The sequence below is a fragment of the Promicromonospora sp. MEB111 genome, assembly GCF_030209445.1.
Taxonomy (GTDB): domain Bacteria; phylum Actinomycetota; class Actinomycetes; order Actinomycetales; family Cellulomonadaceae; genus Promicromonospora.
This window is the reverse complement of sequence record NZ_JARVSD010000019.1, coordinates 22,896-47,277: the sequence shown is the minus strand read 5'-3', so window position 1 is coordinate 47,277 and position 24,382 is coordinate 22,896. Positions and strand designations below refer to the sequence as shown.

Genomic DNA, 24,382 nt, shown 5'->3' with positions numbered 1-24,382 from the left:
GGTACGGGTGTATGTTCTCGACCCAGCCTCACCACACCATCCCGGGAGATGCGACATGACAGGTGACGTCCTCGTCCGACTCAGGCGCGCACTACCGACGCTGCGGCCAGCGGAGGCGAGAGTGGCGCAGACGGTCCTCGACGACCCGAACACCGTCGTCGCCTCGACCATCACCGAGCTCGCCGGGCACGCGGACACGTCACAGGCCACCGTGGTGCGGTTCTGCCGTGCCGTCGGCTACGCCGGTTACCCCGAGTTCCGGATCGACCTGGCACAGGCGACCAGCCGCCGCGAGGTCGAGATGGAACGGTCCGGCATCGCCGAGGGCGAGATCAACCAGACCGACGACATCGAGGCCGTCGTCTCCAAGATCGCGTTCCACGAGGCGCGCACCATCGAAGAGACCGCCCGCATGATCGACACGGACGCGATCGAGCGCGTGGCGGTGGCGATCTCCGAGGCCAAGCGGGTCGACGTCTACGGCGTCGGATCGTCCAACCTCGCCGCCGCCGACCTCGCGATGAAGCTGCAGCGCATCGGCGTCTTCGTGTTCAGCTCGCCCGACCCGCACCAGCAGCTCGCCTCCTCGGCGCTGCTCGAGCCGGGCAACGTGGCCGTGGCGGTCTCGCACTCCGGTCAGACGCGCGAGACCAACCAGGCCCTGGAGATCGCGCGCAAGCGTGGCGCCCTCACGGCGGCGATCACGAACTTCCCCGACGCGCCGATCGGTCTCGTGTCCGACGTCGTGCTGGCCACCACGGCCCGCGAGACGCAGTTCCGGGTGGGTGCCATGTCGAGCCGCATCGCGCAGCTCACCGTCGTGGACTACCTGTTCGTCCGCGTCGCGCAGCGCACCTACGACCGCTCGTCCATCGCCATCAAGGCGACGTACGACGCGGTGCGCGACCAGCGCCTCGACTTCGGGACCACCAAGGTGGACCGGTCGGCGGCCCCCGCCGCGCCGGTCGCCTGACCACTTCTCCACCTCGTCGAGTGCGGGGTGTCTGTGGGACCGACGGCCGTTGGTCCCACAGACACCCCGCACTCGACGTCTTGGCGTCAGGGACGCGGCTCCACGTCTGACTTGAGGAGGCCGTAGACGTAGGCCTCCGTGACCGCCTCCCACGCGGCCTCGACCACGTTGGGGCCGACGCCGACCGTCGACCAGGACCGCTCGCCGTCGCTGGTGTCGATCAGCACCCGCGTGATCGCGTCGGTGCCGAGCTCGGTGTCGAGGATGCGCACCTTGAAGTCGATGAGCTCGAACCGCGCGAGCTCCGGGTAGACCCGGGACAGCGCGGTGCGCAGCGCCTGGTCCAGCGCGTTGACCGGGCCGTTGCCCTCTCCCGTCGTCACGATCCGCTCGCCACCCGCCCGGATCTTGACGGTCGCCTCGGCCACCGCGACGGCGTCGGGGGCGTGGACCGACGGCGGGGCCGCGCCCGCGGGAACGGTCTCCACGATGGTGCGCCACGACTCGACGGTGAAGAAGTCGGGCCGCTGCCCCAGCTCGGACAGCAGCAGCAGCTCGAAGGAGGCGTCGGCCGCCTCGAAGGTGTAGCCCGCGGCCTCGTCGTCCTTGACGCGGTTCGTGACCCGGGAGAGCAGCTCGCCCTGGCCGGCGAGGTCGAAGCCCAGCTCGCGGCCCTTGAGCTCGATCGAGGCCCGGCCCGCCATGTCCGACACGAGCATGCGCATGTCGTTGCCCACCAGCGTGGGGTCGGTGTGCTGGTACATGTCGGGGTCCACGCGGATGGCGCTGGCGTGCAGGCCGCCCTTGTGGGCGAACGCGCTCGCCCCCACGTAGGGCTGCCGGGCGAACGGCGAGATGTTCGTGAGCTCGCTGATGGCGTGCGAGATCCGGGCCGCCTCCCGCAGGCCGCCGTCCGCCAGGAGGGACATGCCGCGCTTGAGCTCCAGGTTGGCCACGACCGTGACCAGGTCGGCGTTGCCCGTGCGCTCGCCGTACCCGTTGACCGTGCCCTGCACGTGGGTGGCCCCCGCCTCGACGGCGGCGAGCGAGTTGGCCACCGCGCACCCGGTGTCGTTGTGCGCGTGCACGCCGAACCGCTGCTCCGGCCCGACCACGGTGCCCGCCCGCAGCTCGGCCACGATCTCGCCGACCCAGGTGGGCAGCATGCCGCCGTTGGTGTCGCAAAGGGTGACCACCTCGGCGCCGGCCTCGAACGCCGTGTGGACGGCGCTGGTCGCGTACTGCGCGTCGTACCGGTAGCCGTCGAAGAAGTGCTCGGCGTCCAGCACCACCCGGCGCCCCTCGGCCACGAGGAAGGAGACGGTGTCGGCGATCATCGCGAGGTTCTCGGCGCGGGTCGTCCGCAGGGCGCGCTCGACGTGCCGCACGTCCGACTTGGCCACGAGCGTGACCACGGGGGTGCTCGCGTCGAGCAGGGCACGCACCTGCGGGTCGTCGCCCGCGCGGACGCCGGCCCGGCGGGTGGCGCCGAAGGCCGCGAGCACCGCGTTCTTCAGGGTCAGCTCGGCGGCGGCACGGGCGAAGAAGTCGGTGTCCTTGGGTACCGCCCCCGGCCAGCCGCCCTCGATGTAGCCCACGCCGAGCTCGTCGAGCAGCGCGGCGATCGCGAGCTTGTCGGAGACGGAGAGGTTCATGCCCTCCTGCTGCGCGCCGTCGCGCAGCGTCGTGTCGTACACCTGGAACGAGGCGGTGGTCATCGATGCTCCCAACGATGTGTCTGGCGATGTGTCCGACAACCCGGCACGAAGCCAGACGGTCGGACCAACAAAAAAAGACCCTCCGGGTGTGGAAGGTCTGCGCGTCCGGTGGGGTGTCGCCGGACGCGCTACGAAATGATGATCACCTGTCGCAGGGTGGAGCTCGGGGTGAGGCACTCAGTCATGCGGGTCATAGTGCCACAGCGCGGCGGCACGCGGAAGTGGTGTCCAGAAGCGGAGTCAGGAGCGGGTCGGCAGCGGCGTCGGCGGCGGCGTCGGCGGCCAGGCACGTGGCACCCGTGGCGGCTGGCCCGGTAACTGCGGCCTTGTCGGAAATCTCTCTTCTCCCGACGATCTCAGAACTTTTGTTTGCCAATCGCCATAAGTGGGACTAGCGTGCTCGCGACGACGTCGTCGGACTGGGGAGCGATGATGCACCACGCCTCTGCACGCCACCATGCCTCTGCGCGGACCGGTATCTGGTTCGTCGGGGCCCGCGGCTCCGTGGCCAGTACGGCCACGGTGGGCCTCGCGGCCATCGCCGAGGGGCAGGCCCCACCGACGGGCTGCGTCACCGCGCGGGAGCCCTTCGCCTCGGCGGGCCTCCCCGCGTTCGCCGACCTGGTGGTCGGCGGGCACGACATCTCGTCGGTCACCATGACCAAGCGCGCGGAGTGCCTCGTCGAGACGGGCATGATCGGGCCGCGGCTGTTCGCCGCCACGCACGACGCCCTGGAGCGGGCGGACGCCGAGGTACGCCCCGGGTACGACCCGCACGCGGCGCACACGGACACGGACGACGGCGCGGGCCTCTCCCAGCAGGCGGTCGCCGAGCGGCTCGCCGCCGACATCACGTCGTTCCAGGAGCGGCACGACCTGGCGCGGGTCGTCGTGATCGACCTGTCCTCGACCGAGCCGCCCGTCGACCCCGCGCCCGAGCACGACGACGTCGACGCCCTCCTCACGGCCCTGGCCGACCCGGCGCGCGCGGTGCTTCCCGCGTCCTCCGTCTCGGCGTACGCGGCGATCCTTGCCGGAGCCGCGTACGCCGCCTTCACGCCGTCGGCGGGCATGGGCCTGCCCGCGCTGACCCGGCTCGCCCGGCAGCGCGGCATCCCCGTGGCAGGGCAGGACGGCAAGACCGGGCAGACGTGGCTGCGCACCGTGCTGGCACCGGCGTTCGCCGCGCGCGGCCTCAAGGTGCTGTCGTGGGCCGGCACCAACCTGCTGGGCGGCGGCGACGGCGCCACCCTCGCGGACCCCGACGCCGTGCGCAGCAAGCTCGCCAGCAAGAACCGCGGGCTGACCGCGCTGACCGGCAGCGACACCACTCCCCTGCACATCGACAACGTGCCCGACCTGGGCGACACCAAGGTCGCCTGGGACCACGTGCACGTCGAGGGCTTCCTCGGGTCGCGGCTCACGCTGCAGACCACGTGGAGCGCGCACGACTCGATGCTCGCCGCCCCGCTCGTGCTCGACCTGGCCCGCCTGCTCGCGCTGGCGCACGCCGCCGGGATCAGCGGGCCCGTGCCGGAGCTGGGCTTCTTCTTCAAGGACCCGTGGGGCTCGGACGTGCACGACGCCGCCGACCAGGCCCGCGCAGTGGAGGACTGGGTGCGCGCCACCTCGGCACGGGCCGGACGATGAGGCCCCGGCTGACGGTGCGGCCGCCCGGCCTCGCCGACGTCGCCGAGCTGGTCCGGGCCCCCGCGGCCCTGAGCGTCGTGGGCGACACGCTGGCCGGGCTGGCCGCCGCACGCGCCGGCACCCGCGACGGCGCGCCGACGCCGCTGCGCGCCCGCCACCTCCTGCTGCCCGTCGCCTCCGCCTGCCTGTACCTGGGCGGCATGGCGCTGAACGACTACGCCGACCGGCACGTCGACGCCGTCGAGCGGCCCGAACGGCCGATCCCGTCCGGCCGGGTGACGCCGCGGGCCGCGCTCGCGATCGGCGGGGCGCTCACCGCGGGCGGCGTGGCCGCCGCGGGCATCGCGGGCGGACGGCGCGCGCTCGGCGTCGCCCTGCCGCTGGCCGCCTGCGTCTGGACCTACGACCTGGTGGCCAAGGACCGCCCCGCCGGGCCGTTCGTCATGGCGGCGTGCCGCGGGCTCGACGTGCTGCTCGGCGCCACGCCCGGGCGCCTGCGCTCGGCGCTCCCGGCGGCCGCGGGGCTGACCGCGCACACGCTGGGCGTCACCGTGCTCTCGCGCGGCGAGGTGCACGGTACGTCGACGCGGGTCGCGAGCGGTGTCGCCGCCGGGACGGTCGCGGGCGCCGTCGCCGCCGCCGCGGTCCCGGCAACCGCCACGGCGGGTCGGCCGGTCGCACGCTGGACCACCGTCGCCGCGGCGACCGCCTACGCCGCGGCCGCCCTGCCCGGGCAGGTGCGCGCGGCGGCGCGGCCCACCGCCGCCAACGCGCGCACCGCCACGCGGGCCGGGATCCAGGCGATGGTCCCGCTGCAGGCCGCCTGGGCGGCCCGCTCGGGGAGCCTGGGCACGACGGCGCTGCTGGCCGGCGTCGCCGCCGTGGGCCAGGGGCTGCGCCTGCTGGCTCGCGCACGCGGCCGCGCCGGGGTGAGCATCACGTGACACCGCCGTTCCTGCTGGGCTACGGCACCAACGGCTTCGGCGACCACCCCCTGCGGGTGGCCCTCGACGTGCTCGACGACGTGGGCTACGCCGCCGTCGCGGTCACGCTCGGCTTTCCGCACCTCGACCCGTTCGCGCCGCTGGCCGGCGACGACGTCCGGGCCCTGCGTGCCCACCTGCGGCGGATGCGCGGGGGCACCGGGGCCGCGGCGGTCGTCGAGACCGGCACGCGGTACCTGCTCGACCCCCTCCACAAGCACCGGCCCACCCTCGTGGACCGGGACGCCGCCCTGCGGATGCGGTACCTCGAGCGCGCGGTCGAGATCGCGGCGGACCTCGACGCCCGGTGCGTCTCGTTCTTCTCCGGCATCCTGCCGGACGACGCGAGCGCCGCCGACGGCTGGGCCCGCCTCCACGAGCGCGTCGGCGCCCTGGTCGAGTACGCCGGGGAGCGCGGGGTGCACCTCTCGCTCGAACCCGAGCCGGGGATGCTCGTCGAGACGGTCGGCGACGCGCTGCGGCTCCTGGCGGACCTGGGTACGCCGCCCGAGCTGGGGATCACCGTCGACGTCGGGCACTGCCTGGTGGTCGAGCCGGACGGCGTCGAGGGCGCGCTGCGCGCCGCGGCGCCGTACCTCAGCAACGTGCAGCTCGACGACATGCCGGGCACGCACCACGAGCACCGCCCGTTCGGCCAGGGCGACCTCGACCTGCCGCTCGTGCTCGCGACGCTCGCCGACATCGGCTACACGGGGGTCGCCGCCGTCGAGCTGCCCCGCCACTCCCACGACGCGCCCCGGCTCGCCCGCGACAGCCGGGCCGCCCTCATGCGGGCGTGGGCGGACGTCACCGGCGCCCGCGCCCGAGCTCGCACCGCCACGACCAGCAGCGAAGGGGCCCTGTCATGAACACTGTCACCACGGGTATACCTGCCGGGACACCCGGCGCCGTCTGGCTCGACGAGGCGCTCGCCGGGGTCGCGCGTGATCCCGACAGCGTGACCCGCGCGTTCGCGTTCGCGGCCCGCAGGGTGGGGCGTGCCCCGCTGCGTCCGGACACCGACCCGGGCGGCGTCGTGCACGGGACGGTGGACGACGCCGCGCGCGCCGCCCTCGTCGTCGCGCTGGCCGACGCCGTGGGCGTGGGCATGGGCATGGGTACCTGCGTCGGCGCGGACGCGGACAAGGACTGCGCGGACCGCCTGGTGCTCCTGTACCGGCAGGGCGACGGCGCCGAGCGGCGCGGCGTGCTGCGGGGGTTCGACGCGCTGACGGAACGAGGCGACCTGGGCCCGGTCGGCGAGCCCACCGCGCTCGTCACGGCAGGCCTCGAGCTCGCCGCCGACGCCCTGCGGGCCAACGACCCCAGCCTGGTCGCGGCCGCCGTCGGCCCGTTCGGGGCACGGCACCTGGACCAGCACACGTGGCGGCACGCGATCCTCAAGCTCGTCTTCCAGGGCGTGAGCCTGACGGCCGCGAGCGACCTGGACCGCCGTGCCGACGACGAGCTGGGCCGCATGGCCCGCGACTTCGCCGCGGAACGCCGGGCGGCCGGACGGTCCGTCCCGGCCGACCTGGACCGGCTCACGAACACACGTCTCACGAACGACCAGCCCACGAACGACCGGCTCAGCAGCACGAAGGAGTGACGTTGCGCATCCTCGACCCGCACATCCACATGACGAGCCGCACCACCGACGACTACGAGGCCCTGTACGCCGCGGGCGTGCGCGCCGTCGTCGAACCCGCGTTCTGGCTGGGTCAGCCCCGCACCAGCGTGGGCTCGTTCACCGACTACTTCGACTCCCTGCTGGGCTGGGAGAGGTTCCGGGCCGCCCAGTTCGGCGTGCGGCACCACGCGACGATCGCCCTCAACCCCAAGGAGGCGAACGACCCCCGCTGCCGCGAGGTGCTCGCCGAGATCCCCCGCTACCTGCTCAAGGACGGCGTCGTGGCCGTGGGCGAGGTGGGCTACGACTCGATGACGCCCGAGGAGGACGAGGTGTTCGCCGCCCAGCTCGGGATGGCCGAGGAGGCCGGGCTGCCCGTCCTGGTGCACACGCCGCACCGCGACAAGCTCGCCGGCACGCGCCGCACGCTCGACGTCGTGCGCGAGTCCGGGCTGGCGCCGGAGCGGGTGCTGGTGGACCACCTCAACGAGACCAACGTCGCCCTCGTGCGCGACGCCGGAGCGTGGGCCGGGTTCTCGATCTACCCCGACACCAAGATGGATGAGCACCGCATGGTCGCGCTGCTGCAGGAGTACGGGACCGAGCGGATGATCGTGAACTCCGCCGCGGACTGGGGGCGATCCGACCCGCTCAAGACCGTCCGGACCGGCGAGGCGATGCTGGCCGCCGGCTTCTCGGAGGACGACGTCGACCAGGTGCTGTGGCGCAATCCGGTCGCCTTCTACGAGCAGTCGGGCAACCTCGTGCTCGACCCGGTCCCCGGGTTCAGCGCGGGCGAGCCGCCGACGCCCGGCGTCGAGTTCGAGGGATCGTCCGTGCTGCGCGGCGCGCGGGCCTGAAGGGACACCCAGATGCTGCTCTCCTACTGCACCAACGTGCACCCCGCCGAGGACCTCGACGGCGTGATCGACCAGCTCACCCGGTACGCCGGACCGGTGCGCGAAGCCGCGGGCCTCGACACGCTCGGCGTGGGCCTGTGGCTGCCCGCCGAGCTCGCGCACCGCCTGGACACGTCCCCGGCGGACCGCGACCGCCTGCGCGCGGCGCTCGCCGAGCACCGGCTCCAGGTGCACACCCTCAACGCCTTCCCCTACGGCGGGTTCCACCGCGAGGTGGTCAAGCTCGCGGTGTACTCCCCCACGTGGGCGGAACGAGCCCGGCTGGACTACGTGCTCGCCTGCGCCCGGGTGCTGGCCGACCTGCTGCCCGAGGGCACCGACGGCTCGATCTCGACCCTGCCGCTGGCCTGGCGCGCGCCCTGGACGCGCGCCGACGACGACGAGGCCACCCGGGCCTTCGCCACGCTGTCGGCCGAGCTGCGCGAGCTCGCTCGGCGCACCGGCCGCACGGTGCGGGTCGCCGTCGAGCCGGAGCCGGGGTGCGTGCTCGACACGGTGGAGGACGTCGTCGCGTGGCTCGCCCCGCGCACCGGCTCCGAGTACCCGGACGACCGGCGCATCGATCCCGAGCACGTCGGTGTCTGCCTGGACACCTGCCACCTGGCGGTCTCGTTCGCGGACCCGGCCGGCGCTGTCCGCCGCATCACGGACGCGGGCCTTCGTGTGGTCAAGGTGCAGGCCTCGGCCGCCCTGGAGGTCGCCGACCCGTCCGCGCCCGGTGCGCGGGACGCCGTCGGGCGGTTCGTGGAGCAGCGCTACCTGCACCAGGTGCGCGAGCTCACGGCGGCCGGCGACGTGCTGGCCTCCGACGACCTGCCCGTGGCGCTCGGGAACGAGCAGCGGCGGCCCGGCCTGCCGGGCGACGGGCCGTGGCGGGTGCACTTCCACGTGCCGTTGCACCACGAGCCCGCGGCGCCGCTGGTCGCGACCACCGACGTGCTGCGCGACGCCGTCGCCGCGGTGCGCGAGGCGCCGCACGGCGCCGACGCGCACCTCGACGTCGAGACGTACACCTGGTCGGTGCTGCCGCCCGACACCCTGCCCGACGGCGCGGACGAGCTCGTCGCCGGGATCGCGGCCGAGCTGCGCTGGGCCGGCAAGCACCTGCTCACGGCGCCCGTCGCCGCCGCTACAGCTACCGAAGGAGTGGACGCATGAAGCCCGTCCTGCTGCTCGACGTCGTCGGTCTGACCGCCCGCGCCCTGTCCCACATGCCGCGGCTGAGCCGGCTCGCGACGTCCGGCTGGCAGTCCGAGCTGGCCACCGTGCTGCCCGCCGTGACCTGCAGCGTGCAGTCGACGATGCTCACGGGGCTGATGCCGGCGCAGCACGGGATCGTCGGCAACGGCTGGTACTTCCGCGAGCTGGGCGACGTGTACCTGTGGCGGCAGCACAACAAGCTGGTGGACGGCGAGAAGCTGTGGGAGGCGGGCCGCCGGCACGACCCGGGCTACCGCGCCGACAACGTGTGCTGGTGGTACGCGATGGGCATGTCCACGGACGTCACGGTCACCCCGCGCCCGATCTACCACGCCGACGGCCGCAAGTCCGCCGACGGGTACGTGCGGCCCGCGGAGCTGCACGACGAGCTCGTGGGCCGGTTCGGGGACTTCCCGCTGTTCCAGTACTGGGGCCCCACGGCATCGATCGCCTCGACGCGGTGGATCGTCGACGTGACCCGGCACCTCCTGCGCACCAGGTCGTCCCACCTGACGACGGCCTACCTGCCGCACCTCGACTACGACCTGCAGCGGTTCGGCCCGCGCTCGCCCGAGGCGGACCGCGCCGCGGCCGAGCTCGACGCGGCCCTCGCGCCCCTGCTGGACGACGCCGAGGCCGCCGGCGTCACCGTCGTCGCCGTGTCGGAGTACGGCATCTCCCCGGCCAACCGGCCGGTGGACATCAACCGGGTGCTGCGCCGCGAGGGCCTCCTGGAGGTCTACGTGCAGGACGGCCGGGAGCAGCTCGACCCGTGGACGTCGCGCGCGTTCGCCGTCGCGGACCACCAGGTGGCGCACGTCTACGTGGACGACCCCGCCGACCTGGCCCGGGTCGCGGCCCTGCTGCGCGAGGTACCCGGCGTCGACGAGGTGCTCGACCGCGAGGCGCAGGCCAAGTACGGCCTGGACCACGAGCGGGCGGGCGAGCTGGTGGTCGTGGCGGAACCGGGCGCCTGGTTCACCTACTACTTCTGGCTCGACGACGACCGCGCGCCCGAGTACGCACGCGGCGTCGACATCCACCGCAAGCCCGGCTACGACCCCGCCGAGCTGTTCTTCGACCCGGCCGACCCGCTGGCCAAGACCAAGGCGGGCCTGAACCTCGTGCGGAAGAAGCTGGGCCTGCGGTACGCGATGGGCACCACGCCGCTGGACGCCTCGTACGTGCGCGGCACGCACGGCCGGCTGCCCGACTCGGCCGAGGACACCCCGCTCGTCCTGTGCTCGGACACGCGGATCCCCGAGGCGGTGTCCCACTGGGTGGAGGCCGACGCGGGCCAGGTGCCGGCGTCGGCGGTCAAGGGCCTGGTCCTGGATCTGCAGGGGGTGCGCTGACCCGTGCTCTGTCAGGCCCTCAGGTCACCCCGGTGACCTGAGGGCCTGACACGTGCGCCGTGCGGTCTCGACCGATCCGTGGTCTAGTGGAGATAGGGCTACACAAACCGGGAGGTAACGCGATGAGCGACCCGAACCGCCCCTACGACCCCGACTACGGCGAGCAGCCGCCGCCGGCCTACCCGCCGCCGGCCCAGACGCCCGGGGTGCCGACGCAGCCCGTGGGCCAGCCGCCCGCCGACGCGCGGGCCCAGCCCGTCACGACGGGCACCGAGAACCCGCGCCTCGGCCTGGAGGTCGGCCGGTACTGGGCAGGCGCCCTGGCCACGATGCTGGTGGCCGCCCTCATCGGGCTCGCCGCGAGCTTCATCCTCGAAGAGGTGCTGAACCTAGAGATCCAGCCGCAGGCCGACCTGCTCAGCACGGGCTCCGACCTCATGGCCTGGGTCGTGGCGGGCGCGCTCTTCGCGCTCCTGGCCGCGATCGTGCTCTACCTGCTGGTCCTGAGCACACCGCGCCCCCGGGCGTTCTTCGGCTGGGTGGTCGCGCTCGCCACGGTGATCCTCGCCATGGTGCCGTTCGCCGGCCAGGCCGACCTCGTGCCGGCGGTCCTCGCCGCGATCGTCTGGGTCATCATCGGCTCCGCCGTGTACTCCCTGCTCACGGGGACCCTGAGCCGCACGGTGGTGCGGCGCACGGCCGGCTGACGCCCCCCTCTTCAGGCCCCCGGATCGCTCGACCGATCCGGGGGCCTGACGCATGCCAGGACCGGATGCCGCCCACTCGTTGACGCGGCAATACTTACTGGGTAAGTATTGCCCGCAGATACTTACCCGGTAACCACTGGAGGTTGCGTGTCCGTCCGCCAGGGCTTCCTCGCCCTGCTCAGCGAACAGCCGATGAACGGCTACCAGCTCCGCCAGGAGTTCGAACGCCGCACCGGCGGCTCCTGGCCGCTCAACATCGGCCAGTCGTACACCACGCTCAACCGGCTGCATCGTGACGGCCTCGTCGAGACGGTCGACGACCAGGCGACGGACGGCGATCCACCATCGGTCCTCGCCTCCCACCGCCCGGCCGAACGCTTCCACCTCACGGAGTCAGGCCGCGAGACCGCCGTGAGCTGGTGGACCACACCGGTCCACCGCGGCAAGGCGGAACGCGACGAGCTGGCGATCAAGATTGCACTGGCCGTGACCGTTCCCGGGATCGATGTGGCCGCAGTGGTACGCGAGCAGCGGTCCGAGACCATGCGCGCACTGCGCGCGCTGACCCGGGCGAAACGCGATGTGGATCCGCTGGCCGACCGGGCACGGGCCCTGATCCTGGACGCCCAGATCTTTGCCATCGAGGCAGAAACGCGCTGGCTGGACCACGTCGAGGCGACGGTCGCCGCCACACCTCAGTCCGAACGACCGAAGAGGAACACACGATGACCGTGGTACTGGAGCTGACGAACGTGACGCGCGTCCACGGACGCGGGCCCACACAGGTCCACGCGCTCGGCGGCGTCGACCTCGCGGTCCGCGAGGGTGAGCTCGTCGCCGTGATGGGCCCGTCAGGATCTGGCAAGTCGACACTGCTCAACGTGGCTGGAGGTCTCGACTCGGCGACGTCGGGCCGGGTGCTCGTCGCCGGACGGGACGTCACCGCGATGAACGCACGCCGCCGCGCCGAGGTGCGGCGGCGCGACGTCGGCTACGTGTTCCAGGACCTGAACCTGATCCCCGCGCTGACCGCGCTGGAGAACGTGGCGCTGCCGCTGGAGCTGGACGGCGTCGCCGTACGCACGGCACGGGCGAGCGCCCTGGCGGCGCTCGAGGCCGTCGGGCTGGACGTCGCGCCCGGACGGTTCCCGGAGGACCTCTCCGGTGGCCAGCAGCAGCGGGTCGCGATCGCGCGAGCCCTGGTGGGCCCACGTCGGCTGGTCCTCGCGGACGAGCCCACGGGCGCGCTCGACTCCGTCACCGGGGAGGCCGTGCTCCGCCTGTTGCGCGACCGGGTCGACTCCGGCGCGGCAGGCCTGCTGGTCACCCACGACGCGCGCTACGCGGCGTGGGCGGACCGCACGATCCACCTCCGTGACGGTGTGGTTACCGGCACGGACGCCGGGGGCCGTGTCGCCGATCCGCTGGGCGAGCCCGCCGACCTGATGGAGTGGGAGGCATGAGCGAGGCGCTGAACCGCGTGGTCGCCCGCTGGCGGATCGGGCTGCGTCTTGCCCGGCGCGACGCTCGCCGGCATCTCGGGCGAACCGCGCTGGTGGCCGTGATGGTGGCGGTGCCGGTCCTGGCCGGGACCACGGCGTTCACCGCCTTGGAGTCGAGCAAGGACAGCCCGGAGACCGTCCGCGACGAGTCGCTGGGCCCCGACCTGCAGGCCTCGCTCGACTACCTGGGCGCCGGGCGCGTGCTGCAGACCTTCGACGCGACGAACGCCACCTGGGGCCTCGATGCGGAATCCGACGAGCCGCCGACACGAGCCGAGCACGAGAAGGTGCTGGCCGAGGCGCTCCCCCCGGGCGACCGCCTCGTCCCCGTCGAGACCGCCCAGGTGGTGCTCCACGGCCCCGGGCCGCAGCTCACCAGCAAGATGGCGCAGACCGATCTGAGGGACGCCGACGTCGCGGCGGCCTTCAAGCTCCGCGCGGGCATCGCCCCCGGACCTGGTGAGATCGCGATCTCACGTGAGGTCGCCGCGCAGATCGGCGTCGACGTCGGCGATACCGTCGTGGTCGAGATGCGGGACAGCGGCAGCACCGAGACGTTGACGGTCTCCGGGCTGCTCGGCCGACACCTGCCCAAGGACTCCGGCGCAGTGGTGCACACGGCGCCCGAGGACGTGTCCCCCTCGCTGGTGGACGTCGCCGGTTGGGGAGAGGTCGGCTGGTTCGTCTCCGGGCCCACCCCCGTGACGTGGGACGACGCGCTGCGGCTCAACGAGCACGGCGTTGCGGTGATCAGCCAGGAGGTGCTGACCCACCTTCCGCCGCCGGAGGCCGAGACGTTCGACCACCCCTACGAGGCTCTGGACGCGAACGAAGTCGCCCTCGGCGGGGCCATCACGATCATCGCGCTGCTCGAAGGGATCCTGATCGTCGGCCCAGCCTTCGCCGTCAGCGCGCGGCGGCAGGAACGCTCGCTCGCGGTCGCCGCGGCACAGGGCGCCTCGCCCAGAGCGCTTCGTGCACTCGCGATGATCCCAGCGATCGCCGTCGGGCTCGGGGCATCGGTGATCGCGGCGCTCGCCGGGGTCGCCGTCGCCACCGTTCCGCTCCGGTACTTCGAGTTCACGGTCGTGGTCGTGCCATGGCCCCGGGTCGGCGCGATGGTGCTCCTCGGTGCGGTCGTGGCTGTCGCGGCGGCGTGGCTGCCGGCACGGGCCGCCGCCCGGCTCGACGTCGTCGCCACGCTGACCGGGCGGCGCAGACAGCACAGGGTCAAGGGCTGGTCCGTCGTGCTCGGGGTGATCCTCGCAGGAGCCGGCCTGACCGGCGCCGTCGCCGCCGCGACCGCCGGGGACGGCGGCGTCCTCCTTGCCTGGTGCGTCGTCGTCGCGGAGATCGGGCTCGTCCTGACCACCGGGGGCATCGTCGCCGGTCTCGCCAGGCTGTCGGGCAGGCTCCCGCTGCCCGCCCGCTTCGCCCTCAGGGACGCCGCCAGACACCGGCAGCGGACGTCGCCCGCCGTCGCCGCGGTTCTCGTCGCCGTCGCCGGCGCGACCGCTGGGCTCGTCTTCGTGACATCCGAGGCGCGGTACCAGGAGCGCGCTTACCTACCCGCCTCGACGCCCGGCACGACGATCGTCTACGCGAACACCGCGCTGGACCTCGCCGAGCTCCGCCCGGAGATCGAGTCGACGGTGCGAGACGTGCTCCCGGATGTCACCGCGGTCACCCCGGTCCCCGTCCTCACGGAGACGTCCGACGGGTGGCCGACGACGGTCATCGTCACCACCGAAGCCGATCGATCGTGGCCCGGCGGCGGCGAGCCCGCGGGGCCGGTCGTGGACGACGGCAACCTCGTGCCGCTGCTCGGCCTGACCGGAACGGCAGCCGACACTGCCGTGACGGCCCTCCGCGACGGCAGGGCGGTAGTTCCTCACGGCAGCACGGATGCTGACGGAACCGCTCGGCTGAGGATCCAGGCCCACACCCTGACCGGTCAGGGTGTGGCGTTCGCACCCCCCAGGGAACGCACCGTCCGGGTTCCCGCCACGGAGGTCGGCGACGGTACCGAGGTCGTTCCGAATCTCCCCCTCGTGCCACCGGCGCTGCTCGACACCCTGGCCGGCGAGCCCCGGGTGGGACGGTTCGTCGTCGAGACGGACACGATCCCCACCGCAGCGCAGACGCAGGCGTTGTCGCACCGGCTCGGCGACATCGCGATACCGCCGGGAGTCGATCCGTTCGCGGACGGGACCGGATCGGACGACGACAGCCGGACACATCTCTCGGCCCGGACCGAGCTCGGCTACGAGCCCGGGGCCGATGCGATCGGCGCTCCGGTCATCGCCCTGCTGGCGGTGCTCGTGGCACTGGTCGTCACGTGGCTCGCAGCCGGACTGGCTGCGGTGGAGTCCCGGCCGGACCTGGCCACGCTCGACGCAGTCGGGGCAGCGCCCCGGACGCGCCGCAAGATCGTCGCGGCGCATGCGGGGGCGATCTCCGTGGTCGGCACCGTCCTCGGGCTCGGCGCGGGCGGAGTCCTCGGTGCGGCGCTCGTCCAGCTCCAGCGGCCATGGGTGCCCGCGGACATCCCGGGGGCATGGGCCGTCGAGGTCCCGTGGCTGTGGCTCCTCGGGCTGGCGGTGACGCTCCCGGTCCTCGCGATCGCCTCAGCCTGGCTGGCCGCGCGACCACGACGCCTGCTGGCCCGACGGCTGGGTTAGCGGTGACGGCCAGCTCTCGGGTGTCGGGGTGGGTGGCGTCCCCACCGGGCAGGGCGCCGCCTCACGCCAGCCCCGCGTCGCGGGCCGCGATCGCCGCCTGGACGCGGGACGTCACGCCGAGCTTGGCGAGCACGCGCGACACGTGGGTCTTGGCGGTGGCCTCGCTGATGGTCAGCTCGGCGGCGAGCTCCGCGTTCGACAGGCCGGAGCCCAGGCCCGCGAGGACGTCGCGCTCCCGCGGCGTCAGGTCGGCGGGCAGGGCCGCCGCCCCGGACCCGCCCCGATGGCCGACGCCGTTGCGGGCCGGCGCGGACAGCTCGGCGATGAGCCGCCGGGTCACCTCCGGCGCCACCACGCCGTCGCCGGCCGCGACGTGCCGCACCGCGTCGACCAGGGCGGACGCCTCCGCGGTCTTGAGGAGGAAGCCGGCCGCCCCGGCGCGCAGCGCCCCGAACACGTACTCGTCGAGGTCGAAGGTCGTGAGCACGAGGACCTCGGACAGCCCCTCGTCGACGATCTGCCGGGTCGCGGTCACGCCGTCGGTGCCGGGCATGCGAACGTCCATCAGCACCACGTCGGGGCGCAGTGCGCGGGCATTGGTCACGGCGGCCGCACCGTCGCCGGCCTCGCCGACCACCTCGATGTCTCCGGCGTTCGCGAGCAGCATGCGCAGACCCGCGCGGATCGCCGCGTGGTCGTCGGCGAGCAGGACGCGGATCATGCGGTGACGCCCGGCGCGGGACGCTGCGGCGAGACCGAGCCCGCGCCGGCCCGGTCGGGCAGGGGCAGGACGGCGCGGACCAGCCACCCCGCCGTCGTCGGCCCGGACCGACGGTGAGCCGACGGCGTACCGGCGTCCCCCGGCCCCGCCCAGAACGATCCGCCGAGGGACTCGACACGCTCCCGCATCGAGACCAGTCCGATCCCGGTGCCTTCGCCGACGTCCGCCCGTGGACGGGCCGTCCGGGCGTGCACCGCCCCCACGTCGTGCACCTCGATCTCGAGCGGCCCGTCGGCGGCGAAGCTCAGGTCGGCCCGTGCGCCGCCGTGCTTGTGGACGTTCGTCAGCGCCTCCCGGACCACCCGGTACACCGCGTGGTCCACCGCGGCGGGCAGGGGCGTCGCGCCCGTCAGGACGCCGTCGGGGTCGGACACGCCCAGGTCCAGGCCGGCGAGCCGCGCCTGCTCGATCACCGGGGCCAGCTGGGCGGCGCGCGACGCAGCCACGAGGTCGGCTCCGCTCCCTGTGCCGCCCGCGCCGTTCGTGTCCCGGTTCTGACCGGCGATCTGCCGCACGGCGTCGTCCCGCCCGGTGCCACCCTGCCCGGCGTCGCCCGGCCCGGCGCCTTCCGGCCGCGCACCGCCGGGCTCCGTGTCGGTCCGCAGCACCCGGATCATCGCCTGCATGTCCTGCAGCGAGGCCAGGCTCTCCGCCCGGATGCTGCGCAGTGCGGCGCGGTCGCGCTCGGGGTCGTCGGCCCCCGCGAGCGCCGCGCCGGAGGTGATGGCGATGGCGGAGAGATGCGAGGCGACGACGTCGTGCAGGTCGCGGGCGACGGTGGTGCGCTCGGCGCGGACGGCGTCGTGCCGCGCCGACTCGGCGAGGCGCAGGAGCACGGTGCCGCGCTCGCGTTCGAGGCGTTCCCGTTCGTGCGCGGCGGCGGTGAGCTCGCGGCCCTGCCGCACGTTGGTGCCCCACCACATGGGCATGACCAGGAGGGTGACCGCCTGCAGCCCGACGAGGACCGTGGGCCGGAGCTGCCCGGTGACGACGGCGATGGCGATCGTCAGGGCTGCGGTCAGCAGCGCGACCCCGACGATGCTGACGTGCCGGGCGACCCGGCTGCCGTGCAGGTGGACGGCGTACAGCGCCTCCCAGAGGACGACGATGAGGCCGACGCTGCCGCCGAGCACCACGTCGACGACGAAGGCGACGGTGGCGACGCCGAGCACCGCCAGCGGGCGGACCCGGCGCCAGATCAGCGCGGTGCAACCGATGGCGGCCGGGATCGCGAACCACCACGACGGTACGTCCGGCAGGCCGCTCCAGGACGTCCGGATCAGACCGAGCGCGTCGAGCGCCAGCGCAGTCACGAGGATTCCCGCCGCCGTGATCATGTCGCCGCGCCGGTCCTCGGCCGTGACGACCTTGACGACGGGTGCGATCAGCTCGGACAGGCGGGACATGCGTCCATCTCAGCACGATGCCGCGCGCCACGGGTCATCCGAAGGATGTATCGGGTCTCGGCGGTTCGGCGGATGTGCTCGCGCACGGCAGGCATGAGGCTGGTCGGCATGGACCTCATCTCCGGCGAGCTCACGGGTGCCGCGCTGATCGGCGCGCTGGCCGTGCTCGCGCTCATCGACTCGACGAGCTTCGGCACCCTGCTGATCCCCGTGTGGCTGCTCATGGCGCCCGGCCGGGTGCGGCTGGGCCGGATGGTCGTCTACCTCGGGTCGATCGCCGGCTTCTACGCCCTGGTCGGGCTGGCGATCCTGCTCGGGGCCGGCGCGCTGGGCGACACGCTGTCCTCCCTGTCCGGCGCGCGTCCGTTCCTCGTCGCGCAGCTCCTGGTCGGCATCGGGCTGTTCGCGTGGAGCTTCAAGCTGGAGCCGTCCAAGGAGAGCAAGACCGCGGAGGCCGTGACCGCCGATGCAGCACCGGGCACGAGCGCGCCGGGCCGGGCGGCACCGGACGGGACCCCGGCGACGGACGCCCCGATGCCCCGCCCGGGGAAGCTGAACCGCTGGCGGGAGCGGGCGCTCGGCAGCGAGTCGGGCAGCCGTACGGCGCTGGCCGGGCTGGCGGTCGGGGCCGGGCTGGTCGAGGTCGCGACGATGCTGCCCTACCTGGCGGCGCTCGGCCTGATCGGCACGCAGGGCCCGGACTGGCCGGTGTCGGGACTGTGGATCCTGGGCTACTGCGTGGTGATGATCGCACCCGCGCTGGTGCTCACGGCGGCCCGCCTGTTCGCCGCGCGGCTCGTGGAGCGTCCGCTGCGGCGGCTCGACGGCTGGCTCACCAGGAACGCCGCGAGCACCACCGCCTGGGTGGTCGGCATCGTGGGGTTCCTGGTGGCCAGGGACGCGATCGGTCGCCTCTGGGGCTGACCGACCGCGTCGACGGTGGTCAGGCCAGCCGGCGCATCCAGCCGTGCCGGTCCTCGGCACGGCCGTACTGGATGTCGGTGAGCTCCTGGCGGATCGACATCGTGAGCTCGCCCGGCTCACCCCCGTTGACCTCGTGGTCGAACGTCGAGCCCGCGAGGCGCCCCACGGGCGTCACGACGGCGGCGGTGCCGCAGGCGAAGAACTCCTTGACCGCTCCGGACTCGAGCCCGGCCACGACCTCGGCGAGCGGGATGCGCCGCTCCACCACGTCGTAGCCGCGGTCGGCGGCGAGCTGGAGCACCGAGCTGCGCGTGATCCCCTCCAGGATCGAGCCGAGCTCGGGGGTGTGCAGCGTGCCGTCGTCCGTCACGAGGAAGACGTTCATGCCGCCGAGCTCTTCGAGGTAGGTGTTGGTGGCGGCGTCCAGGAAGCACACCTGGTCGAAGCCCTCCTTCTGCGCCTCGAGCTGCGGCAGCAGGCTGGCGGCGTAGTTGCCGCCGAACTTCGCGTCGCCGGTGCCTCCGGGCGGGCCGGCCCGGTGGTACTCCTGGGACACATAGATCGACACGGGCCGCACGCCGCCCGCGAAGTACGGGCCCACCGGCGAGGCGATCACCAGGTACTCGACCTCGAGCGCCGGGCGCACGCCCAGGAACGCCTCCGACGCGTACATGAAGGGCCGCAGGTAGAGGGACGAGTCCTCGCCGTCCGGCACCCAGTCGATGTCGGTGCGGACCAGCGCGGCCAGCGACCCGATGAAGTCGTCGACGCTCAGGGCGGGCAGGGCGAGGCGGTGCGCCGAGCGGGCAAAGCGCGCGGCGTTCTGGTCGGGGCGGAACGTCCAGACCGAGCCGTCGGCATGCTTGTAGGCCTTGAGGCCCTCGAAGATCTCCTGCGCGTAGTGCAGCACCGCCGTGGCGGGGTCGAGCTGGAGCGGGCCGTACTGCTCGATCCGCCGGTCCTTCCAGCCGTCGGCACTGCTCCAGGAGACGCGTGCCATGTGGTCGGAGAACTTGGTCCCGAACTTCGGGGCGCGGAGCGCCTCGATGCGCTCCTCGTCCGGCGTCGGCGCGTCGGTGGGCCGCACGTCGAAGAGTGCCACCAGGTCTTCGAGCCTGGTCGGGAGGATGGGGTCCGTCGTAGTTGTCATGTCGATGCCTTTCACCGGAATGCTGCTGTCAGTCTTCCACGCCCGGCAAGGCGGCGGAGCGATCCGAGCCGGACGTCTGCCCGGACGGCTCCCGACATACGAGAGCGGCGCCCGGGATCGGTCTGCGAGACCCGGGCGCCGCCTTCGTGAGGCGTGCTACCCGATCACGCGGGCCGCGATGTCGCGGCCTACCTGGTCGGTCGTGCGTACTACGTCACCGCGCGACGCGAGGTCGGCGGCGACGGCGTCCTGGACGCGCGCGGACTCGGCCGCGAAACCCAGGTGGTCGAGCAGCAGGGCGACGGACAGGATCGTCGCGGTGGGGTCGGCCTTGCCCTGGCCGGCGATGTCGGGCGCGGAGCCGTGCACCGGCTCGAACATCGACGGCGCGGTGCGGTCCGGGTTGATGTTGGCCGAGGCGGCCAGCCCGATGCCGCCCGAGATCGCGGCGGCCTGGTCGGTGAGGATGTCGCCGAAGAGGTTGTCCGTGACGATCACGTCGAACCGGCTCGGGTTCGTGGTGAGGTAGATGGTCGCGGCGTCCACGTGCGCGTAGTCGGTGGTGACGTCGGGGAACTCCGCGTTCACCGCCTCGACCGTACGGCGCCACAGGTGGCCGGCGTGCACCAGCACGTTGTGCTTGTGCACCAGCGTGAGGTGCTTGCGCGGGCGGGCGGCGGCGCGCGCGAACGCGTCCCGGACCACGCGCTCGACGCCGAACGCGGTGTTGACGCTGACCTCGGTGGCGATCTCGTGCGGCGTGCCGACACGCAGCGCGCCGCCGTTGCCGACGTACGGACCCTCGGTGCCCTCGCGGACCACGACGAAGTCGATCTCGCCCGGGTCGGCGAGCGGGCTGGAGACACCCTCGTAGAGCTTGGTCGGGCGCAGGTTCACGTAGTGGTCCAGCGCGAAGCGGAGCTTGAGCAGCAGCCCGCGCTCCAGCACGCCGCTCGGGACCGACGGGTCGCCGATCGCGCCCAGCAGGATCGCGTCCTGCCCCTTGATCCGCTCGAGGTCCTCGTCGGTGAGGGTCTCGCCCGTCGCGTGCCAGCGCCGCGCACCGAGATCGAACTCGGTGGTGGAGAGCTTGGTACCCGACGGCGCCAGTGCCGCCTCGAGGACGGAGAGACCTTGCTCCACGACCTCGGTACCGATGCCGTCACCCGCGACCACCGCGAGGTTGATGCCGTCTGTCGTACCCACCTGTGCCATGTCCGGAGCCTACGCGTGCGACCACCGGGCTGAGACGCGGGTCTCATCCAATGGACGACTTGTTGAACTTCGTTCAGTCGAACGTCCAGGTCGTCGCCCCGCCCTGCTCCCGCACGTAGAGCGCGGTCGCCCGGGTGGGCGTCACCCGGTACACGTGCCAGGGCGCGGGCCCGGCCGACGGTGCGCTGTACGGGGCGGTGAGCGCCGCGCCGGACGCGTCCGGCTCGCACGGCCAGCCGCCGTCGTTGAGCTGCCGGGAGACCCTCGCCACGGCGTCGGGGTCCGTGACCAGCTCGGCCGTGCCGTCGACCACCGTGTCGTAGTCGGCGGTCGCCACCGCGATGGTGCACCGCGGCTCGCGCTCCAGGTTCCGGGCCTTGAGCGCCGAACGGCCCGACACCACCCAGAAGGCGTCGTCGAACCAGATGGCGCCGATACCGGTGACGTGCGGGCTGCCGTCCGCGTTGACGGTGGTGAGCCAGTGCGAGTGCCGGTCCGGTCCGCCCGTACCCGGCGCCTGCGTGAGCCCGACCAGGTCGGCCGCGACCGGCGCCCAGTCCAGGGTCGGGAGGTCGTAGAGTTCCGCGAGATTCTTCGTCTTCATACCTCGGTGGACGACTCCGCGGACGGGAACTCATCGGCCGTCCCCGGCACGCCCCGGGCTACCGGTCCCGCGCCGACAGCACGCAGAACTCGTTGCCGTCCGGGTCCGCCAGCACGGTCCAGGTCGCGTCCGCGGGCTGCCCGACGTCGATCACCGTCGCGCCGAGCTCGACGAGCCGCGCGATCTCGGCGTCCCGGTCGTCGCTCGTGTGCGGCGCGAAGTCCCAGTGCAGACGGTTCTTGCTCGTCTTCCGGTGCTCGACGGGGACGAACACCATGCCCGGCGGCACCTGGTGGAAGTCGAGCTGGTCGGAGAGCTCGAGCGCCCACGGCGGCACGAGGACCGCCTCGGAGTCGAGCTCGAAGATGACCTCCCAGCCCAGGGCCTCGGCCCACCAGCGGGCCAGCTTCTTGTGGTCCGTGGACTCCACCACGGTCGAGTACCAGCGCAGCGCCATCGCCTTCACCTCTCGTCAGGACCTGTGCCCACACCGTAGGACGAGCCACTGACACCCGGGCGACGCCGCCGACGACGAGGTCGCTCGCGATGACTTTCCCGCCCGCAGGCCGTCCACCGGCCATGGAGCCCATCGACATCGCGCACCGCGTCATCGACGACAACCACTTCATGGTCCTCGGCACGGCCCAGCCGGACGGCACACCGCGCGTCTCGCCCGTCTTCTACAACCACGCCGCCTACCGCGACTTCTACTGGATCTCGTCGCCCGACGCGCAGCACTCACGCAACGTCGCCGCGCAGCCCCGGGTCGAGATCGTCATCTACAACTCCCAGGCCGACCCGGGCCCCGACACGGCCGCCGTCTACCTCGGCGCCACGGCGGCCCAGGTGCCCGACGCCGAGCTCCCCGCCGCCGTGACCGCCGCCTTCTCGTCGGTGCGCAGCGGCGTACGGGCCTACGGCGTCGACGAGCTCAGCGGCGACGCCGAGCTGCGCCTCTACCGCGCCACGGTGACCAGCACCGAGATCCACGTGCGCGGGAGCGACCCGGAGCGCGGGACCGGCATCGACCGCCGTCTGGCCGTGGACGCCTGACCTCCGGCCCGCGCCCCGCGCCCCGCGCGCCGGAGCACGCGCCGGGCCGTGGGCCGGCCTCGCTCAGGCCCCCGCGCCGCTCAGGGCTTCGGGTACAGGAGCTCGAACCGCTCGCACACGATCGGCATGTCCGTCGCGAACTCGCGCCCCTCGCCCAGGGTCCGGCGGAAGTACGCCTCGTGCCCCGCCCGCCACGACTCCAGCGTGCGGTCGTCCTCGCCCTCCGCGGCCGCGAAGTCGTCGTCGACCTCGTCGAACGTGGTGGTCTCCACACTCGTGGTGCGGATCAGCGCGCGCGGGTGGCGCTCGCCGTCCAGCAGGATCGACAGCTCGCCGACGACGGGCAGCGGCACGCCCTCGTCGTCGTAGTCCCACAGGGCGGACGACGTCGCCGTCTTGTCCCCCGCCAGGACCGCCGCGAGGAGCGTCTGCGCGAGCTCCGGCTCGTCGCCGAACGACCAGGCCTGCGGCGGCACGGTCTCGCTCACCGTGTGGCCGACGACGATGCTCGCCTTCGCCATCCCCGCGTACTGCCGGGTGGCCGCCCAGAAGTCGAGGACCTCGGCGGCGAGCTCCTCGTCCTCCACGGGCACCAGCTCGGGGTCGAAGGTCGAGGGGTCGAAGGTCGGCTCGTCGTCGTCCGCGGCCTGCGGGTTCACGTCGTGGGTCACGGGGACATCCTGCCACCACCGGACCATCCCCAGAAGATGGCCTGCCCCGCCCGTTGCCGGACCCTCGCCTCGCCGAACGGGTCGGTCGAGGCGAGGGTTCAGCACTCAGCGGGGTGTGGTCAGCGCGCCGCGCTTCCCTCGACGTAGTCCGAGTCGGCCGGCTTGATCCACGAGAACATCTTGCGCAGCTCGCGGCCGGTGGCCTCGATCGGGTGCTGCTCGCCCTTGGCGCGCAGCTCCTTGAACTCGGGGGCGCCCGCGTCCTGGTCCGCGATGAAGCGGGCGGCGAAGGTGCCGTCCTGGATGTCGGAGAGAACGGCCTTCATGTTCTCCTTGACGCGCGGGTCGATGACGCGCGGGCCGGAGACGTAGTCGCCGTACTCGGCGGTGTCCGAGACGGACCAGCGCTGCTTGGCGATGCCGCCCTCGACCATCAGGTCGACGATCAGCTTGAGCTCGTGCAGCACCTCGAAGTACGCGACCTCCGGCTGGTAGCCGGCCTCGGTCAGCGTCTCGAACCCGTACTGGACCAGCTGCGAGGCGCCGCCGCACAGCACGGCCTGCTCGCCGAACAGGTCGGTCTCGGTCTCCTCGGTGAACGTCGTCTTGATACCGCCGGCGCGCAGGCCGCCGATGCCCTTGGCGTACGAGAGGGCCAGGCCCCAGGCGGAGCCGGACGCGTCCTGCTCCACGGCGACGATCACGGGCACGCCGCGGCCGTCGGCGAACTCGCGGCGCACGATGTGGCCCGGGCCCTTGGGGGCGACCATGAGCACGTCGTGGCCGGCCTCGGGCTTGATGTACCCGTAACGGATGTTGAAGCCGTGCCCGAAGACGAGCGCGGCGCCCTCCTTGAGGTTCGGCGCGATGTCCTCGGCGTACAGGTGCCGCTGCACCTGGTCGGGGGCGAGGATCACGACCACGTCGGCGTCGCGCACGGCGTCCGGCACGGTCGCGACGGCGAGGCCCTCGTTCTCGGCCTTGGCCCGGGAGGCGGAGCCCTCGCGCAGGCCGACGGTCACCTGCACCCCGGAGTCACGCAGGTTCAGGGCGTGCGCGTGGCCCTGGCTGCCGTAGCCGACCACAGCAACCTTCTTCTGCTGGATGATCGACAGGTCAGCGTCGTCGTCGTAGAACAGCTCAGCCACGGTTCTTGCTCCTCAGTTGGGTATATCGGTGTGAAAGAAGATCAGGCGGGGTTTGTCGCCGCCCGAGACCGGCGTTCCGTTTCGGGTGGGAACCTCGTTCCTCGGTCCCCA

At 73.2% G+C, this 24,382-nt stretch carries 23 protein-coding genes; 14 read left to right on the top strand and 9 right to left on the bottom strand.

Features of this window, described 5'->3' with window-relative positions; all coding sequences use genetic code 11:
- The first annotated feature begins 55 nt into the window (after positions 1-55).
- Positions 56-973 carry a MurR/RpiR family transcriptional regulator gene (locus tag QRN56_RS22805; protein WP_285107166.1) on the top strand — a complete coding sequence of 306 codons (918 nt, stop codon included), beginning with the start codon at positions 56-58 and terminating at the stop codon, positions 971-973.
- An 86-nt stretch (positions 974-1,059) separates the two neighbouring features.
- On the opposite strand, the gene cimA is transcribed toward QRN56_RS22805, so the two are convergent.
- Complete coding sequence (gene cimA, locus QRN56_RS22800; RefSeq protein ID WP_285107164.1) at positions 1,060-2,691, bottom strand: citramalate synthase; 1,632 nt, start codon at positions 2,689-2,691, stop codon at positions 1,060-1,062.
- A gap of 396 nt (positions 2,692-3,087) precedes the next feature.
- Here cimA and QRN56_RS22795 point away from each other — a divergent pair, with 396 nt between their 5' ends.
- The 11 genes from QRN56_RS22795 (at position 3,088) to QRN56_RS22745 (ending at position 15,319) form a co-directional block, all read left to right on the top strand.
- Positions 3,088-4,341 carry an inositol-3-phosphate synthase gene (locus QRN56_RS22795; RefSeq protein WP_285107161.1) on the top strand — a complete coding sequence of 418 codons (1,254 nt, stop codon included), beginning with the start codon at positions 3,088-3,090 and terminating at the stop codon, positions 4,339-4,341.
- Positions 4,338-5,285 carry an SCO3242 family prenyltransferase gene (locus QRN56_RS22790; RefSeq protein ID WP_285107159.1) on the top strand — a complete coding sequence of 316 codons (948 nt, stop codon included), beginning with the start codon at positions 4,338-4,340 and terminating at the stop codon, positions 5,283-5,285. The genes QRN56_RS22795 and QRN56_RS22790 overlap by 4 nt, the downstream gene beginning before the upstream one ends.
- Positions 5,282-6,193: a sugar phosphate isomerase/epimerase family protein gene (locus QRN56_RS22785; RefSeq protein ID WP_285107157.1), complete on the top strand. Its 912-nt coding sequence runs from the start codon at positions 5,282-5,284 to the stop codon at positions 6,191-6,193. The genes QRN56_RS22790 and QRN56_RS22785 overlap by 4 nt, the downstream gene beginning before the upstream one ends.
- Positions 6,190-6,933: an EboA domain-containing protein gene (locus tag QRN56_RS22780; RefSeq protein WP_285107156.1), complete on the top strand. Its 744-nt coding sequence runs from the start codon at positions 6,190-6,192 to the stop codon at positions 6,931-6,933. The genes QRN56_RS22785 and QRN56_RS22780 overlap by 4 nt, the downstream gene beginning before the upstream one ends.
- Before the next feature lie 2 nt (positions 6,934-6,935).
- Entirely contained in the window at positions 6,936-7,814 is an 879-nt protein-coding gene (locus QRN56_RS22775; protein ID WP_502928827.1) for a TatD family hydrolase, read from the top strand.
- A gap of 12 nt (positions 7,815-7,826) precedes the next feature.
- Positions 7,827-9,032: a metabolite traffic protein EboE gene (gene eboE, locus QRN56_RS22770; RefSeq protein WP_285107153.1), complete on the top strand. Its 1,206-nt coding sequence runs from the start codon at positions 7,827-7,829 to the stop codon at positions 9,030-9,032.
- Complete coding sequence (locus QRN56_RS22765; RefSeq protein ID WP_285107151.1) at positions 9,029-10,429, top strand: alkaline phosphatase family protein; 1,401 nt, start codon at positions 9,029-9,031, stop codon at positions 10,427-10,429. Before eboE ends, QRN56_RS22765 begins: the two co-directional genes overlap by 4 nt.
- 122 nt (positions 10,430-10,551) lie before the next feature.
- Positions 10,552-11,136: a DUF6069 family protein gene (locus tag QRN56_RS22760; protein WP_285107149.1), complete on the top strand. Its 585-nt coding sequence runs from the start codon at positions 10,552-10,554 to the stop codon at positions 11,134-11,136.
- Positions 11,137-11,283: 147 nt separating this feature from the next.
- Positions 11,284-11,865: a PadR family transcriptional regulator gene (locus QRN56_RS22755; protein WP_285107147.1), complete on the top strand. Its 582-nt coding sequence runs from the start codon at positions 11,284-11,286 to the stop codon at positions 11,863-11,865.
- Positions 11,862-12,599 (top strand): ABC transporter ATP-binding protein, encoded by a 738-nt coding sequence (locus QRN56_RS22750; protein WP_285107145.1) that lies wholly within the window; start codon positions 11,862-11,864, stop codon positions 12,597-12,599. The genes QRN56_RS22755 and QRN56_RS22750 overlap by 4 nt, the downstream gene beginning before the upstream one ends.
- Positions 12,596-15,319 (top strand): FtsX-like permease family protein, encoded by a 2,724-nt coding sequence (locus tag QRN56_RS22745; RefSeq protein WP_285107143.1) that lies wholly within the window; start codon positions 12,596-12,598, stop codon positions 15,317-15,319. Before QRN56_RS22750 ends, QRN56_RS22745 begins: the two co-directional genes overlap by 4 nt.
- Before the next feature lie 61 nt (positions 15,320-15,380).
- On the opposite strand, the gene QRN56_RS22740 is transcribed toward QRN56_RS22745, so the two are convergent.
- Both QRN56_RS22740 and QRN56_RS22735 read right to left on the bottom strand, forming a co-directional pair.
- A complete protein-coding gene (locus tag QRN56_RS22740) occupies positions 15,381-16,040 on the bottom strand; it encodes a response regulator (RefSeq protein WP_285107141.1) in 660 nt (219 codons plus the stop codon).
- A complete protein-coding gene (locus QRN56_RS22735) occupies positions 16,037-17,506 on the bottom strand; it encodes a sensor histidine kinase (protein ID WP_285107139.1) in 1,470 nt (489 codons plus the stop codon). The genes QRN56_RS22740 and QRN56_RS22735 overlap by 4 nt, the downstream gene beginning before the upstream one ends.
- A gap of 108 nt (positions 17,507-17,614) precedes the next feature.
- On the opposite strand from QRN56_RS22735, the gene QRN56_RS22730 reads away from it, so the two are divergent.
- The gene (locus QRN56_RS22730) at positions 17,615-18,430 is read left to right on the top strand and encodes a GAP family protein (RefSeq protein ID WP_285107137.1); all 816 of its coding nucleotides are present in this window, start codon (positions 17,615-17,617) and stop codon (positions 18,428-18,430) included.
- A 19-nt stretch (positions 18,431-18,449) separates the two neighbouring features.
- On the opposite strand, the gene QRN56_RS22725 is transcribed toward QRN56_RS22730, so the two are convergent.
- From QRN56_RS22725 to QRN56_RS22710, 4 genes are all read right to left on the bottom strand, one after another.
- The gene (locus tag QRN56_RS22725) at positions 18,450-19,580 is read right to left on the bottom strand and encodes a branched-chain amino acid aminotransferase (protein ID WP_285107135.1); all 1,131 of its coding nucleotides are present in this window, start codon (positions 19,578-19,580) and stop codon (positions 18,450-18,452) included.
- Positions 19,581-19,736: 156 nt separating this feature from the next.
- Positions 19,737-20,795 (bottom strand): 3-isopropylmalate dehydrogenase, encoded by a 1,059-nt coding sequence (locus QRN56_RS22720; protein ID WP_285107133.1) that lies wholly within the window; start codon positions 20,793-20,795, stop codon positions 19,737-19,739.
- A 73-nt stretch (positions 20,796-20,868) separates the two neighbouring features.
- A complete protein-coding gene (locus QRN56_RS22715) occupies positions 20,869-21,399 on the bottom strand; it encodes a pyridoxamine 5'-phosphate oxidase family protein (protein WP_285107131.1) in 531 nt (176 codons plus the stop codon).
- A 58-nt stretch (positions 21,400-21,457) separates the two neighbouring features.
- Positions 21,458-21,856: a VOC family protein gene (locus QRN56_RS22710; protein ID WP_285107129.1), complete on the bottom strand. Its 399-nt coding sequence runs from the start codon at positions 21,854-21,856 to the stop codon at positions 21,458-21,460.
- 89 nt (positions 21,857-21,945) lie between these two features.
- On the opposite strand from QRN56_RS22710, the gene QRN56_RS22705 reads away from it, so the two are divergent.
- Entirely contained in the window at positions 21,946-22,452 is a 507-nt protein-coding gene (locus QRN56_RS22705; protein ID WP_285107127.1) for a pyridoxamine 5'-phosphate oxidase family protein, read from the top strand.
- Positions 22,453-22,532: 80 nt separating this feature from the next.
- On the opposite strand, the gene QRN56_RS22700 is transcribed toward QRN56_RS22705, so the two are convergent.
- Together QRN56_RS22700 and ilvC are read right to left on the bottom strand one after the other, a co-directional pair.
- Entirely contained in the window at positions 22,533-23,123 is a 591-nt protein-coding gene (locus QRN56_RS22700) for an ASCH domain-containing protein (RefSeq protein WP_285107125.1), read from the bottom strand.
- A gap of 119 nt (positions 23,124-23,242) precedes the next feature.
- Positions 23,243-24,271, bottom strand: a complete 1,029-nt coding sequence (gene ilvC / locus QRN56_RS22695; RefSeq protein WP_285107123.1) for a ketol-acid reductoisomerase — start codon at positions 24,269-24,271, stop codon at positions 23,243-23,245.
- Positions 24,272-24,382: the final 111 nt, after the last annotated feature.